This is a genomic window from Pseudomonas azadiae (assembly GCF_019145355.1).
GTDB lineage: Bacteria > Pseudomonadota > Gammaproteobacteria > Pseudomonadales > Pseudomonadaceae > Aquipseudomonas > Aquipseudomonas azadiae.
Genome location: NZ_JAHSTY010000001.1, coordinates 3,288,190 through 3,303,111, shown reverse-complemented (window position 1 = coordinate 3,303,111; position 14,922 = coordinate 3,288,190). Strand labels below are relative to the sequence as shown.

Annotated in this window: 9 protein-coding genes; 3 read left to right on the top strand and 6 right to left on the bottom strand. The window is 61.1% G+C overall.

What is annotated here, in order from left to right:
- Positions 1–57 precede the first annotated feature (57 nt).
- The 3 genes from KVG91_RS15015 to KVG91_RS15005 all read right to left on the bottom strand — a co-directional run bounded on the left by KVG91_RS15015 (position 58) and on the right by KVG91_RS15005 (position 7,560).
- Entirely contained in the window at positions 58–1,410 is a 1,353-nt protein-coding gene (locus KVG91_RS15015; protein ID WP_169375952.1) for a DUF3999 domain-containing protein, read from the bottom strand.
- Positions 1,410–4,937, bottom strand: coding sequence for a DUF2339 domain-containing protein (locus KVG91_RS15010; protein WP_169375870.1), 3,528 nt, complete (start codon positions 4,935–4,937; stop codon positions 1,410–1,412). Before KVG91_RS15010 ends, KVG91_RS15015 begins: the two co-directional genes overlap by 1 nt.
- Before the next feature lie 172 nt (positions 4,938–5,109).
- A complete protein-coding gene (locus KVG91_RS15005) occupies positions 5,110–7,560 on the bottom strand; it encodes a glycogen/starch/alpha-glucan phosphorylase (RefSeq protein WP_169375869.1) in 2,451 nt (816 codons plus the stop codon).
- Positions 7,561–7,790: 230 nt separating this feature from the next.
- On the opposite strand from KVG91_RS15005, the gene KVG91_RS15000 reads away from it, so the two are divergent.
- Entirely contained in the window at positions 7,791–8,225 is a 435-nt protein-coding gene (locus tag KVG91_RS15000; RefSeq protein WP_017529542.1) for a YkgJ family cysteine cluster protein, read from the top strand.
- A 226-nt stretch (positions 8,226–8,451) separates the two neighbouring features.
- Here KVG91_RS15000 and typA read toward each other — a convergent pair whose 3' ends face one another.
- Both typA and thiI read right to left on the bottom strand, forming a co-directional pair.
- Positions 8,452–10,272 carry a translational GTPase TypA gene (typA, locus tag KVG91_RS14995; protein ID WP_064450260.1) on the bottom strand — a complete coding sequence of 607 codons (1,821 nt, stop codon included), beginning with the start codon at positions 10,270–10,272 and terminating at the stop codon, positions 8,452–8,454.
- A gap of 139 nt (positions 10,273–10,411) precedes the next feature.
- Positions 10,412–11,866 carry a tRNA uracil 4-sulfurtransferase ThiI gene (gene thiI, locus KVG91_RS14990; RefSeq protein WP_169375868.1) on the bottom strand — a complete coding sequence of 485 codons (1,455 nt, stop codon included), beginning with the start codon at positions 11,864–11,866 and terminating at the stop codon, positions 10,412–10,414.
- 333 nt (positions 11,867–12,199) lie between these two features.
- On the opposite strand from thiI, the gene glnA reads away from it, so the two are divergent.
- Entirely contained in the window at positions 12,200–13,606 is a 1,407-nt protein-coding gene (glnA, locus tag KVG91_RS14985) for a type I glutamate--ammonia ligase (RefSeq protein WP_169375867.1), read from the top strand.
- A gap of 73 nt (positions 13,607–13,679) precedes the next feature.
- On the opposite strand, the gene KVG91_RS14980 is transcribed toward glnA, so the two are convergent.
- Complete coding sequence (locus KVG91_RS14980; RefSeq protein ID WP_169375866.1) at positions 13,680–13,916, bottom strand: DUF6124 family protein; 237 nt, start codon at positions 13,914–13,916, stop codon at positions 13,680–13,682.
- A gap of 427 nt (positions 13,917–14,343) precedes the next feature.
- On the opposite strand from KVG91_RS14980, the gene KVG91_RS14975 reads away from it, so the two are divergent.
- Complete coding sequence (locus tag KVG91_RS14975; protein ID WP_178115071.1) at positions 14,344–14,880, top strand: chorismate mutase; 537 nt, start codon at positions 14,344–14,346, stop codon at positions 14,878–14,880.
- Positions 14,881–14,922: the final 42 nt, after the last annotated feature.

The following is a 14,922-nucleotide window of genomic DNA, read 5'->3' as shown; positions in this document are numbered from 1 at the left end:
CTGGGCGTATTTCCTCCTATCAGAGGATTTAAACCCAATAGAGTTCATGGACTTTATTCAACCTGCCGCCGGCGGCTTGCGCAGCAGACTGTAGGCCATCGCGCCCAGCGCGGCCACGCCCAGCAATAACACGGCCCAGAGGCCGAGTTTTTTCCAGTTCGTCCCGGCATCGGCGGCGATTGATACCGCAGGCGCCGTCACCGCGACTTCGCCGGCTATCCTGGCCTGCCCCAGTGTCGTGAGGCGTTCGGTGCTGTAGTCCGGGATCAGAGTCGAAAGCGCAAGGTTCGCCGCCTTGGCCGACGCATTACCCAGCGCCAGCGTAAACGGCGGTTCACCCCGGGCCAGGAACACCAACTGCGTGGCGCGTACCGCAAAACGCAACGCCGGCGCGTCAACGCCCAGGCCACCGCCGCGCTCATCCACTGCCAACTTGAGTTCGCTGACCGTCTGGCCCGGCAGCTGCAATTCATCCTGCACCACGTCCCGGCCATCCTGGGTCAGGCGATACAGCAACCCATTGCTCAAGGGCTGCCACGCCTGCTTGCTGTCCCGGCGCCCTGCCAACGTCACGGGCGCCAAGGTGTTGGGCTGGTTCAACTCGATGCGCAGCCGCTCGATACTCAGCCCCGTGGGCAACTGCCAACTGTATTCCCCGGCCTTGAGCCGAGTGCCCGCCAAGGGTTGCGACCACACCAACGGCATCGGCAGGCTGCTGCTGGTGGCGCTCACCAGCTTGGCCGAAGTCAGCAGCGGCGCCGCCTGGCCTTGCCAGACGAGGCGCAGGTAACGCGCCGATTGCCCAGGCAGGTTCACGTCATGCTGCTCAACCCGCTCGTCGGCAAACGACAAGCGCGCCACTTGCCCATCGCCCCAGGATTGCCAGTGCTGCAAGTCGTCGCTGGCTTCGATACTGAAGCGCTGGAAGCCATCTCGCTCGCGGCTCCAGTCCAGACTCAATTGCTGCAACGGCGCCTTGATCGCGCTGGCGTCCAGCACCCAGCCGCGCAGGACCTGTGTGCCGGCCTTCGCGGCCGTGCCCGGCTTGATTTCCACTAGGGTGCCTTCGCGGGTGGTTTTCATCACCACGCCGGGCAAAGCTTGCCGGGTGTCGGCGGCGTACAGCGGGAACCACTTCACGTCGGTGACGTTGCGGCTTTCGGTGCGCTGCGACGACTGGCGCGACAGCGCATACGCCTGGGGTTCCCCGGCAGCGTTGAAGACACGCACATCGCTCAAGTCGGCCTGACGCGCATTCAGTTGCACGTCCAACGGCAATTCCAGGCGATACCACGGGCCGTTGCCGCTGATGCTCAGTGGCACCTGGCTGGCGAAATCCGCCGGGCCTTCCTGGGCCCACGCCGACCACGCCGCACACAGGCCCAACACGGCCACACTCAACTTACCGATCAAGAGGCTGCTCCTTCAGTTTCCAGCACAGGTTCGGCACGCTTGGGCGGCAGCGGCGCGAAATAGCCCACCACCAGCAACAAGCCGCCGACGCCAATAAACGACACGATCCGCGCCAGGCCGCCACGATTGCTCAGTTCGACAAAGAACAACTTGGCCACCACCACCGCAATCAGCGCCGCGCCGATCAACCACACCTCGCGACGATGGCGCAGGTGGCCGCCGATCATCAGGCCCAAGGCAATCAAGGTCCATATGATCGACAGGCCGGCTTGCACCAGCATCGATTCGAGCAACGCGTCCAGCTCAAACGGCACGCCGCCCCAATGGTGCGCGGTGCGCATCACCAGCGCGGTGAAGAACGCAAACAGTGAAAGCCCCGCCACGCCTTGGGCAAGCAACTCGGCCCGTGGCCCGCGTTGCGGCGCCACGCTGCGCGACCACACGTACACCCCAAGCAACGCGAACAACAGGCCCAGGTCCAGTGGATTAAGCAATGGCACATAGGGCAACGGGTCGGCCGTGCCATCGCTGAAGCTGTTCGCCGCCCAGAACCAACCGAGCATCAGCACGGCCAATGGCAGTGCCGCGAGCACGCGATATTCGCGCGGATACGCCGACACCGGCCACGGCCAGTGGCGCGGCGCGGCGGCCAGTACCAGGTAGAGACTTGGCAGGATTGCCCAGCCCAACCAGCGCCAGGCGTTGTATTCGGCCGAGAAACGCAGCAGCCCGTAGCGCAATTCCAGCGCCAGCAGGCCGATCAATATCCAGCAGCCCAGCACATGGGCGATGCCCAGCGCCCTGCCCGGCACCACCATTGCCAAGCGCCGCAGCGAGACAAAATGCACCACGAACACGGCTGGCCACGCCAGCCAGCCGTAGTGCGCCGCCGGGTGATAATAGGTGTGCGCCGAGACCAGCAGCACCAAGCCCGCCGCTGGCATCAGCAAGGTGCAGAGCATGCCCAGCGATACCCAGCGCAGTCGTGCCGCCAACAGTGTCCAGACCGCCACGCTGGCGGCCGCGATGCCGAGCAGGAAGGCGCCGTGCAGTTCGCCGGGAACGAAACGCAGCACTTCGCCGGCCAGCGCCATCGTCCACCAGGCCGCGCCCCACACCAGCAGCAGGTCGGACAGGCGTTGCAGCTTCAACACGGCAAACACGGGCACCTGGGGTTCACGCTGCAAGCGCCAGGCACCGATCAATGCGGCCAGGCCCAGCACCATCGGCGTCCAGAAACCACTGTGGGCCAACGGGCGCAAGCCTTCGCCGGTCAACGGCCCGAGCAACTCCGGCATCGCCAGCAGGAATGAACCGCCGCCGATCAGTTGCAGCAGCAAGCCGAACACAAAGCTGACGCGCTGTTGCAGATAAAGGCTGAGCCAGATGATCAACAAACCGCTGGCCGCCCACACACCGCTGGCGCTTTGCCATGGCAGCACGAACAGCACAGCGAGATTGATCAGGACGAGGCCCGCGAGCAGCACCACCGACAAGCCGCGCAACAGGCGCACATCGCCGCGCACCTGGTCGTCGCGCGCCGCCATCAGCATGCCGCCGATCAAGGCCAGGCCGATCAGCGAGGCCGTGAGCAAGCCACTCCAGCCTGCATTGAACACGGCCGTCCCGTCGCCGCCCTGCAGGCGCAGCAGGAACAACGCACCGCCCAGCAACTGCACACCAAACGCCGTGAACAGGAAGGTACGCGAACCAATGCGCAGGCCGACGAACAGCGTCGCCAGGCCCGCGAGCGCCCAACTGACCGCCGTGCCCTGGGTATCGAGCAGCATGGGGGCAAGCAGGTACAAAAAGCTCAGGCCAAGGCTCGCCAATACCGGCAGGCCTTTGCGCTCCGACGCCGTCGCCTGTTCAGGGGACGCCTTGCGCAACTGATCAAAGCTGAACAGCAACGCCGCGCCCAGCATCAGCGCACCCAATGGCGCTCCATCGAGCAAAGTGTGCTCGCCGAGGCGCAGCTCGCTGAGAAACGCCAGCGCCGAGCCCACTTGCAGCAACACGCCGAAGGCCCGCGCCAGTGGCCGCTGTTGACGCAGGCCCAGCCAGAAAATCCCGGCGCCTTCCACCGCCCACGCCGCCGCGGTCCAGCGCGCATCGAGGCCCAGGGGAATCGCCAGGCTGGCAAAGATCACGCCCAGGGCCAGGCAGGTCTCGGCCAGCAGCAAGGCACGCCCGCCACTGAGCAACCGCGCCAGGCCCATGTAGATAATGCCCAGGCCCAACGCACTGAACGCGGCGGCGAACTCCAGGTGCTGCACTAATGCGAACTGCAAGCCGAAGCCCACCAGCGGCGGGCCGAACAGCATACTGCCGTCGACGTAATCGCCTTTGGCCGCCGACCAGCGCAGCAACGCATCGCGCCCCTCGGGGGCGTCGCCCATCTCCAGCAATTTGCGCCGGGCGAACAACAGGCCGATCGCCAGGTACATCAGGAAGAACAGGATCAGGAATGGCTCGGTGCTCCACAGCAGTTCCGGCGCGTAGGAGCGCATGCCCCAGGCGAAGCCGATGCCGAAAGTGCCGACAAAACCGATCAGGTTGAGCAATCGCCAGGCCTTGAACCAGGCGATGGCGAGGATGCCGGTATTGAGCAGGGCGAAATAACTGAACAGCGCCACATGGTTGCCGGCGCCGGTGGACGTCAGAATCGGCGCGGCAAAACCGCCCAGCGCCGCTGCGCAAGCCAACCCCAGCGCGTCCTGGGTAATCGCCAGGATCGCCGAAAACACGGTGACCGCCACCAGCAGGCCCAGGGCCGCACTCGGGTCGATCAGCGGATGCAAGCGCATCGCGGCGAATACCGTCAGGTACAACACCGCAATGCCGGTGCCTTGCAGCATCAAACCGTAGTTGCTATTGCGCAGCCGCAACCACCAGCCCAGGCCCAGCAGGGCGAGGGCGGCTGCGGCTACGCCGGCGTAACGCACCTCGATCGGCACCACCATGCCTTCGGTGGCGTAGCGCAGCAGGAAGGCCAGGCCAAGGAACAACAGCACCACGCCGACACGCAGCACCGTGTTGCCGCCGAACAGCCAACTGCGCGCGCCGCTGATGGCACGTTCAATCAGGTTGGGACCGCGCGGGATGGCAGGTTCTTGCGGCGGGTGGGGAGTTGGAGCAGGTGTCCAGACGTCGTCCGGTAACGGCTGGCTCGGTTCGGCGACCATCGCGACAGGCGCCAATGCGGCGGGCAGCTCCCAGACAAGGTCGGGCGCCTCAGCGACAGGTGCGGGTTCAGGGGTACGTTCAGGGATGGGTGCTTCGACAATGACGTTGCTCGACGGCGCGGGCACCTCCAGTTGTCGCAGACGCTCGCCCAGCGCGATCAGGGCCTTCTGGGTGGTTTCCAACGCAACCGCCTGCTGATCCGCCTGGGCCGACAGCTTGGCCAGGCGGATTGCCTGGCCGATGCCGAGCCCCAACAGCGCACCGATACCCGCATCGCTGAACGACTCGTCGAGCGTCCAGCCGAGCACCAGGCCCAGCAGCATGAAAATCCATTGCATGGTCGATATTCCCTGAGCAGCCCGAGGCGGGCAAACCGGGGCCTAGTATATCGACGCGCAACTAATGTGGGAGCGGGCTTGCCCGCGAATGCGGTGTGCCAGTCGACATATTTGTTAACTGACATACCGTATTCGCGAGCAAGCCCGCTCCCACAGGGGGTATTGCAGTGTTTTAGTCGAGGGCTTTCCAGATCTCGGTAGCGTATTCGCGAATCGTCCGGTCCGAACTGAACCAGCCCATCCGCGCCGTATTCAGCACCGCCGAGCGCCACCAGGCCTTGGAGTCATGCCAATGCGCTTCGACCTTGGCCTGGGCGTCCCAGTACGAATCGAAGTCGGCACACACCAGGAACCGGTCGTAGTCGATCAGCCCGTCGATCAGCCCCACATAGCGACCCGGATCATCCGGCGAGAACACCCCGCCACGGATCGCTTGCAGCACATCGTTGAGGCGATGCGACGCCGCGATATCCGGCCCGGCACTGAACTCGCCGGCGTGTTTGCGCGCCTCCACCTGCTGCGCGCTGAGGCCGAAGATAAACATGTGCTCGGCGCCGACACGCTCGTGCATTTCCACGTTGGCGCCGTCCATGGTACCGATGGTCAGCGCGCCGTTGAGGCCGAATTTCATGTTGCTGGTGCCCGACGCTTCAAAGCCGGCGGTGGAGATCTGCTCCGACAAGTCCGCCGCCGGAATGATGCTTTCCGCCAGGCTGACGTTGTAGTTGGGCAGGAACACCACCTTGAGCAAGCCGCGCACGGTCGGGTCGTTGTTGACGGTGCGCGCGATATCGTTGGTCAACTTGATGATCAGCTTGGCCTGGTGATAACTCGCCGCCGCCTTGCCGGCGAAGATCTTCACGCGCGGCACCCAGTCGACCTCAGGCTCGGCACGGATCGCCTGGTACAGCGCCACGGTGTGCAGCAGGTTGAGCAACTGGCGCTTGTATTCGTGGATCCGCTTGACCTGTACGTCGAACATCGCCGCCGGGTTCACCGAAATGCCCAGGCGCTCGTGGATGATCTCGGCCAGCGCGCGCTTGCTGTGCAGGCGTTGATCGGCGAAAGCTTTGCGGAACGTCTGCTTCTCGGCAAAGGTTTCCAGCTCGCCCAGGCGGGTTTCCATGGTGTCGAGAATGTCCGGGCCCAAAGCCTCCACCAGCATCGACGTGAGTTTGGGGTTAGCCTGATACAACCAGCGGCGGAAGGTGATGCCGTTGGTTTTGTTGTTGATGCGCTCCGGGTACAGCTTGTGCAGTTCGGAGAACACCGTGCTGCGCATCAGCTGGGTGTGCAGGCCGGACACGCCGTTGACGCTGTGGGAACCGAGGAACGCCAGGTTGCCCATGCGCACGCGACGGCCATTGTCTTCTTCGATCAGCGATACCGCGCGCAGTACGTCGAAATCGTGCACGCCCTTGGCGCGCAGCGAGTCGATGTGCTGGGCGTTGATCAGGTAAATGATCTGCATGTGGCGCGGCAGCATGCGCTCCATCAGCCCGACCGGCCAGGTTTCCAGGGCTTCGGGCAACAGGGTGTGGTTGGTGTAGGAAAGCGTTTCGACGGTGACGTCCCAGGCGGCTTCCCATGGAATGTCGTGCAGGTCAACCAATTGACGCATCAGCTCGGCCACCGCGATGGACGGGTGGGTGTCGTTGAGCTGGATCGCCGCGTGTTCGCCCAGGCTCAGCACCGAGCCGTGCATGTTCTTGTGGCGGCGCAGCAGGTCTTGCAGGGAGGCCGCGACGAAGAAGTATTCCTGGCGCAGGCGCAGTTCCTGCCCCGCTTCCGTGCTATCAGCCGGGTACAGCACGCGCGAGATGCTCTCGGCGCGCGCCACTTCGGCGACGGCGCCCAGGTGATCACCGGCGTTGAAGCGTTCCAGGTGCAGGTCTTCGACCGCCCGTGCGCGCCACAGGCGCAAGGTATTGACGCTGGCGCCACGCCAGCCGACCACCGGGGTGTCGTAAGCGACGGCACGTACCGTTTCGCTGGGCGTCCACACCTGGATCAGCTTGCCGGAAGCGTCCGGCAGGGTTTCGACGCTGCCGCCAAAGCCGATCGGGTAAATCACTTCGGCCCGCTCGAACTCCCACGGGTTGCCGAAATCCAGCCAGCGTTCGGTCTGCTCCTGTTGCCAGCCATCGACAATCGCCTGGCGGAACAAGCCGTGCTCATACCGAATGCCGTAGCCGTGACCGGCAATGCCCAGTGTCGACATGCTTTCCATAAAGCATGCCGCCAGGCGGCCCAGGCCACCGTTGCCAAGTGCCGCATCGGGCTCCAGCAGGCGGATGCGCTCAAGGTCCACACCCAGCTCGGACAACGCGTCGCGCGCGATCTCGAGCACGCCGAGATTGCTCAGGCTGTCATAGAGCAAGCGGCCAATGAGGAATTCCAGGGAAAGGTAATAAACCCGTTTCTGGCCTTTGCGGTAAATGCGCCGCGTGTGGTCCATCCAGTGGTCGACCATCTGGTCGCGGGCGGCCAGGGCAATGGCTTCAAACCAGTCGTGGTCGAAGGCGTGATCCGGGTCCTTGCCCACCGCATAGGTGAGTTTGGTCAAGACGGCATCGCGGAACGCGGCTACCTCTGCTTCTCGTGCAAGTGGTTCCTGAGACATCAAGTGCGACCTCGGGCGAGATAGAAGGAGTTGCTAGAGCCTAGACGCTCTGACACACGGCGTAGGCGCTGGTTCGTCAGTTTTTTAACTCATTCACTGTTGAAAGGATTAGATGCAGGGGTCGTGCCCGATCTTCGGCCGAAGATAAAATCTTGAAAATATTGTTCAAAAAATCACCAATCCCGGTATGATCGCGCGCCCGGATACAGCCCCACCTTTTTGGAACCCTGATGAAGCCTCAATTGATCGCCGCCGCGGAACTCGACCGTCTCGAGACCTGGCAGAAATATTCCGCCCACATGTGCGGCGGCTGCGTGTCCAGCTGCTGCACGCTGCCGGTCGAAGTGAAGATCAAGGACCTGATCCGCATTGGCATCGTCGACGAGTTCGAGCGCGGCGACCCGCCGAAAAACATCGCCAAGCGCTTGCAGAAGGAAGGCATCGTCGAGCGCTTCAATTCCAAGTCCGAAATTTTTACCCTGCAGCGCATGAGCAACAACGATTGCTTGTACCTGGATCGCAAGACGCGCTTCTGCACCATTTACGACAAGCGCCCGGATACGTGCCGCAATCACCCAAAAATCGGGCCGCGCCCGGGGTACTGTGCGTATAAGCCCAAGGAAGTGGTGCGCGAGACTAAGTTCAAGACGCTCGATAAGTTCTGATCCCCTGTAGTGAGCGGGCTTGCCCCGCGCTGGGTGGCGAAGCCGCCCCAAAATCTGATACCTCGTTTTAACTGGAGAAACTCTGTGCCTGGGTTGGGGCGGCTTCGCCACCCAGCGCGGGACAAGCCCGCTCACTACAAGAGCCCGCTCTGCACACAAACTGCAGGCATAAAAAAACGCCCCCGGCCTTTCGACCGGGGGCGTTTTTCATTCAGCCTGAGTTAACTCAGTTCTTGGCTTTCTTGGCAGCGCGGGTACGCTCGCCTTCGTCAAGAATCTTTTTACGCAGACGAATGGACTTCGGCGTCACTTCGCACAATTCATCGTCCTGGATGAATTCCAGGGCCTGTTCCAGGGTGAACTTCACCGGTGGAACCAGAGCGATGGTTTCGTCTTTGCCCGAAGCACGCATGTTGTCGAGCTTCTTGCCTTTGGTTGGGTTGACGCCCATGTCGTTGTCACGGCTGTTCAAGCCAACGATCTGACCGTTGTAGATCTCTTGACCGTGCTCAACGAACAGCTTGCCACGCGCCTGGAGGGTTTCCAGGGAGTAGGTCAGTGCCTTGCCGGTTTCAACCGAGACCAGAACACCGTTCTGACGGCCGGACATGTCGCCGGACTTCATGGTGTCGTAGCGATCAAAGATCGAGGTCAGGATGCCAGCACCGTTGGTCAGGGTCAGGAACTGGTTACGGAAACCGATCAGACCACGAGCAGGGATGTTGTATTCCAGACGTACACGGCCTTTGCCATCCGGCACCATGTTGGTCAGGTCGCCGCGACGCAGGCCCATCTCTTCCATGACCTTGCCCTGCGATTCTTCCGGGGTGTCGATGGTCACGTCTTCAAACGGTTCCTGCTTCACGCCGTCAACCTGACGGATGATCACTTCCGGACGACCAACGCCCATTTCGAAGCCTTCGCGACGCATGGTTTCGATCAGTACCGAGAGGTGCAGCTCACCACGGCCGGAGACCTTGAACTTGTCGGCCGAGTCGCCTTCTTCAACGCGCAGGGCAACGTTGTACAGCAGCTCTTTGTCCAGACGCTCCTTGATGTTACGGGAGGTCACGAACTTGCCTTCTTTACCGCAGAAAGGCGAGTCGTTTACCTGGAAGGTCATGGAAACGGTTGGCTCGTCGACGGTCAGAGGCTTCATCGCCTCGACGGTGTCCGGCTGGCACAGGGTGTCGGAGATGAACAGCGAGTCCATACCGCTCACGCACACGATGTCGCCGGCGAAAGCTTCTTCAACGTCGATACGGTGCAGACCGTGGTGACCCATCAGCTTCAGGATACGACCGTTACGCTTCTTGCCGTCGGCGCCGATAGCGACAACCGGGGTGTTCGGCTTGACGCTGCCGCGAGCGATACGGCCAACGCCGATAACACCCAGGAAGCTGTTGTAGTCCAGTGCCGAGATTTGCATCTGGAACGGGCCTTCACGGTCAACCTTCGGAGGTGGAACGTGGTCAACGATCGCCTGGTACAGCGGGGTCATGTCTTCGGCCATGGCGGTGTGTTCCAGACCGGCAATGCCGTTCAGGGCCGAGGCGTAGATCACTTGGAAATCGAGCTGCTCTTCAGTGGCACCGAGGTTGTCGAACAGGTCGAAGATCTGGTCCAGAACCCAGTCCGGACGCGCGCCTGGACGGTCAACCTTGTTGATGCACACGATCGGACGCAGGCCGGCTTCGAAAGCCTTCTTGGTCACGAAACGGGTTTGCGGCATAGGGCCGTCTTGAGCGTCAACCAGCAGCAGAACGGAGTCAACCATCGACATCACGCGTTCTACTTCGCCGCCGAAGTCGGCGTGGCCCGGGGTATCCACGATGTTGATGTGGTAGCCGTTCCAGTTGATAGCGGTGTTTTTTGCCAGGATGGTAATACCGCGCTCTTTTTCCTGGTCGTTGGAGTCCATCACGCGCTCGTCGTTGAGCTCGTTGCGCTCCAGGGTGCCGGATTGACGCAGGAGTTTGTCTACCAGGGTGGTTTTACCATGGTCAACGTGAGCAATGATGGCGATGTTACGTAGATTTTCGATCACTTGTGTATCTCGATCAGAGGATTCGGTGTGCTGACAGGTCGTGGCAGCGATTAACAGTAGAGTCAGGCCTTGCCGTTACAGCTTGACGGCAGAGTCGGGGGGCCGGTGACGCAGGCCACAGGCAAACAGCCCCGGGCTCTTAGCTCGGTCGATAAACGCGCACATTGGCATGCCCCTCACTGAGCAAATGGTGGGCATGCAGGCGACTCATCACGCCTTTGTCGCAATACAGCAGGTACTGACGGCTGTCATCCAGTTCCTTGAAACGCGCGTTCAATGCATAGAACGGCAGCGTTTGTACGTCGATGCCAGGAATTGCCAGCGGCTCATCTTCAGCGGCATCCGGGTGGCGGATGTCGATGATGATCTGGCCGGCCAGGGCTTCGCTGACTTCTTCGATCTGTACATCCTGGCCCAGCTCGTCGATGACACGATCGATCGGGACCAGCTTGGCGTTCTCGAGCGCACGCTCCAGAATCGCCATGTCAAACTGTTGTTCTTCATACTCCACGCGGTTGCGCTTGGCGTGGGTCTTGGGGTTCACCGAGATGACCCCGCAGTACTCAGGCATATGCTTGGCAAAGTCGGCGGTGCCGATTTCTTCTGCCAGGTCGATGATGTCCTGCTTGTGGCTGGCGATAAGCGGGCGCAGCACCAGCTTCTCGGTCACGCAATCGATCAGCGACAGGTTCGGCAGCGTCTGGCTGGACACCTGGGAGATCGCTTCACCGGTCACCAGCGCGTCGATCTGCAGTTGGTCGGCGATCCGGGAAGCGGCGCGCAACATCATACGCTTCAATACCACGCCCATATGACTGTTATCGACTTTGCCGAGAATTTCGCCCAGCACTTCTTCGAACGGTACGCTTACAAATAGCACGCGTTGGGAGCTGCCGTACTTCTTCCAGATAAAGTGCGCTACTTCCATCACGCCCAATTCGTGTGCACGCCCGCCCAGGTTAAAGAAGCAGAAGTGGCTCATCAGGCCGCGCCGCATGATCTGGTAGGCCGCGACCGTGGAATCGAAACCGCCGGACATCAAGACCAGCGTCTGTTCCAAGGCGCCCAGCGGGTAGCCGCCGATGCTGTTGTGCTGGCTGTGGATCACAAACAACCGTTGGTCGCGAATTTCCATGCGCACTTCAATTTGCGGTGCTTTCAAGGAAATTCCGGCGGCGCCGCACTCGCGACGCAGCTTGCTGCCAACGTATTTCTCCACATCCATGGAGCTGAACGGGTGCTTGCCGGCGCGCTTGCAGCGCACCGAAAAAATCTTGCCTTCCAGGCTGTCGCCGAAGTGCAATTTGCATTTTTCGGTGATGTCGTCGAAGTCGCCCAGCGCGTACTCGTCCACCTGCAGGAAATGCGCGATGCCCGGCATGCAGCTCAGGCGCTCGGTCATGTCCTTCAAGGCTTTGGCGTCGGTCAGGCGGGTTTCCAGCTCGAGGTTGTCCCACACGCCATTCACCACCACAGCCGGGTCCAGATCGCGGAGCACGGCACGGATGTTCTTGGCCAACTGACGGATGAAACGCATCCGTACCGGTCGGCTCTTGATGGTGATTTCGGGGAAGACTTTAACGATTAATTTCATGGAAACAGCGCGTGCCGGACCTGCCGAAAAAGGGGGGCGCGGATTATAGCGGAAATCGCTCAAGGTTTAACCAGTTAATATGCATAGCAGTTGCTGCGCACTAAAGCAGTGCATTTGCAGGTAACCTCGCCACATTGCGGTGCGCTATTTTTTGGCTTTTGTCGCAATGCACCTTTATAGGGTCGCTTTTGGAGCACAAAACCCATGTTGGCGCACTGGCATGCAATTTGCTCTCTTGTGAGGCAGGTTGCCATGGCGGACTATCCGCGCCGGCATCACCCACATTCTAAGGGCTAACTCCACTACCCAGCCCGAAGCCACCCGGAGGACACTATGTCGAAGTCGGTTCAACTCATCAAAGATCATGACGTCAAATGGATTGATCTGCGCTTCACGGACACCAAAGGCACTCAGCACCACGTGACCATGCCGGCTCGCGATGCGCTGGATGATGCGTTCTTCGAAGAAGGCAAAATGTTCGACGGTTCCTCCATTGCCGGCTGGAAAGGCATCGAAGCTTCCGACATGATCCTGATGCCGGACGACAGCACTGCCGTGCTGGACCCGTTCACCGAAGAGCCGACCCTGATCCTGGTCTGCGACGTTATCGAACCGTCGACCATGCAAGGCTACGACCGCGACCCACGTGCGATCGCCAAGCGTGCCGAGGAATACCTGAAGTCGACCGGTATCGGCGACACCGTATTCGTAGGCCCTGAGCCTGAGTTCTTCATCTTCGACCAAGTGAAATTCAAGTCCGATATCTCCGGCTCCATGTTCAAGATCTACTCTGAACAAGGTTCGTGGATGTCCGACCAGGACGTGGAAGGCGGCAACCATGGCCACCGTCCAGGCATCAAGGGCGGCTACTTCCCGGTTCCGCCATTCGACCACGACCACGAAATCCGTACCTCCATGTGCAACGCCATGGAAGACATGGGCCTGGTCATCGAAGTGCATCACCACGAAGTGGCGACTGCCGGCCAGAACGAAATCGGTGTGAAGTTCAACACCCTGGTCGCCAAGGCTGACGAAGTCCAGACCCTGAAGTACTGCGTACACAACACTGCCGTTGCCTACGGCCGTACCGCGACCTTCATGCCTAAGCCTTTGTACGGCGATAACGGTTCGGGGATGCACGTTCACCTGTCCATCGCCAAAGAAGGCAAGAACACCTTCGCTGGCGAAGGTTATGCCGGCCTGTCCGACACCGCCCTGTACTTCATCGGCGGCATCATCAAGCACGGTAAGGCCCTGAACGGCTTCACCAACCCGTCGACCAACTCCTACAAGCGTCTGGTCCCGGGTTTCGAAGCGCCGGTAATGCTGGCCTACTCGGCACGCAACCGTTCCGCCTCGATCCGTATTCCTTACGTGTCCAGCCCGCGCGCGCGCCGTATCGAAGCGCGCTTCCCGGACCCGGCTGCCAACCCGTACCTGGCCTTCGCGGCCCTGGTCATGGCTGGCCTGGACGGTATCCAGAACAAGATCCACCCTGGCGACGCCGCCGACAAAAACTTGTACGACCTGCCGCCTGAAGAGGCCAAAGAGATCCCACAAGTGTGCGGCAGCCTGAAAGAAGCCCTGGAAGAGCTGGACAAGGGCCGTGCGTTCCTGACCAAAGGCGGCGTGTTCAGCGACGACTTCATCGACGCTTACATCGAGCTCAAGAGCGCAGAAGAAATCAAGGTTCGCACCTTCGTACACCCACTGGAATACGAGCTGTACTACAGCTGCTGATCCGGTAGCGCTGCTTAACGTGGCGTGATGCAAAAAGACCTCCTTCGGGAGGTCTTTTTTTGCCTGCGGATTGTCAGATGGCCGCTTGGCGGTCGAGCATACGGCTGACCATCTGCGTGCCCAAGGCGCTCAGTTGGTGAATGGCCAGCGCGACATCGCGGTGCTTGCCGTCCAGGTCCTCGGACAGGTCCAGCAACAAGGTGCTGACCGAGGAGAAGGTTTCGAAACTGTTGATCATCAGCGCTTCGTCATCGATATCGGCGGCGATGGTGAAGATGGAGGGGGGTGGATTTGGGGTTGGTTTGAACATGTCTTAACTTCCTCGAATGAGGCCGCCATCGACTCGCTACTAAACGATTGGGTGGCAGCTGTGCGCAGGTTAGTAGACCGGGGAAGTTAAGCAAAAACCGGCGCACCCGAAGATGCCCTGCACACAGCCGCCATAAAAAGCGGCGCGGTACGCGCTTAACTTGATCCTCAGGCTACTAAACCTGATCGCTGATGAGCAGCGACCGAGCAACCTTAGAGACGACAAGCCAGCCGTACAAGCCGGCGGATTCTGGCGCACCTGTAGGCAGGCGCGCAAGTTAAGGTAGCCTCTGACTGACACACTGCCCAATCTGCAAACCCAATCAAAAATGTGGGAGCTGGCTTGCCTGCGATGGCATCAGCTGGGTATACCTGATGTACCGAGTTGCCCGCATCGCAGGCAAGCCAGCTCCCACAGGAGATCCGCTTTGAAACATCGACTTGTGTTCGCCTTGTTATTTTGCAGCGCCAGTGCGAGCGCTGCGCCGCCCACCCTTGAGCCTCTGCTCAACAGCATCGCCGAGCGCCTGGAGATCGCCGACCAAGTTGCCCTGAGCAAATGGGACAGCCACAAGCCCGTAGAGGACAAGAAGCGCGAGCAGGAGGTGATCGCCAGTGTCGTTGCCCAGGCACCGAGCTACAAACTGGACCCCGCCGCCGCCGAGCAGTTTTTCTCGGCGCAGATCGAAGCGAACAAACTGGTGCAGTACACCCATCTATCCGACTGGCAGTTCCAGGGCAAGGCGCCGGACGATCCACGGCCGGACCTGGTGAAGCAGATTCGTCCGCAACTGGACCAACTGCAAAAAAGGCTGCTGCAGCAACTGGCGGACTTCACCCCGCAGCGTACCGACCCGCAGTGTCCCCAGTGGCTGGCCGAAGCGGTGCATGAACCACTCAATGACCCGCTACGGCAGTTGGCGATGATCCGCGCCACGGCCGAGCTGTGCATCTTCAAAGGCTAAATCTGCAAACCCGATCAAACACTGTGGGAGCTGGCTTGCCTG

Bases quoted from the DNA above. Each gene is read 5' to 3' on its own strand.
- KVG91_RS15010 (WP_169375870.1), bottom strand. From the start codon at position 4,937: ATGCAATGGATTTTCATGCTGCTGGGCCTGGTGCTCGGCTGGACGCTC.
- KVG91_RS15005 (WP_169375869.1), bottom strand. From the start codon at position 7,560: ATGTCTCAGGAACCACTTGCACGAGAAGCAGAGGTAGCCGCGTTCCGC.
- KVG91_RS15000 (WP_017529542.1), top strand. From the start codon at position 7,791: ATGAAGCCTCAATTGATCGCCGCCGCGGAACTCGACCGTCTCGAGACC.
- thiI (WP_169375868.1), bottom strand. From the start codon at position 11,866: ATGAAATTAATCGTTAAAGTCTTCCCCGAAATCACCATCAAGAGCCGA.
- glnA (WP_169375867.1), top strand. From the start codon at position 12,200: ATGTCGAAGTCGGTTCAACTCATCAAAGATCATGACGTCAAATGGATT.
- KVG91_RS14980 (WP_169375866.1), bottom strand. From the start codon at position 13,916: ATGTTCAAACCAACCCCAAATCCACCCCCCTCCATCTTCACCATCGCC.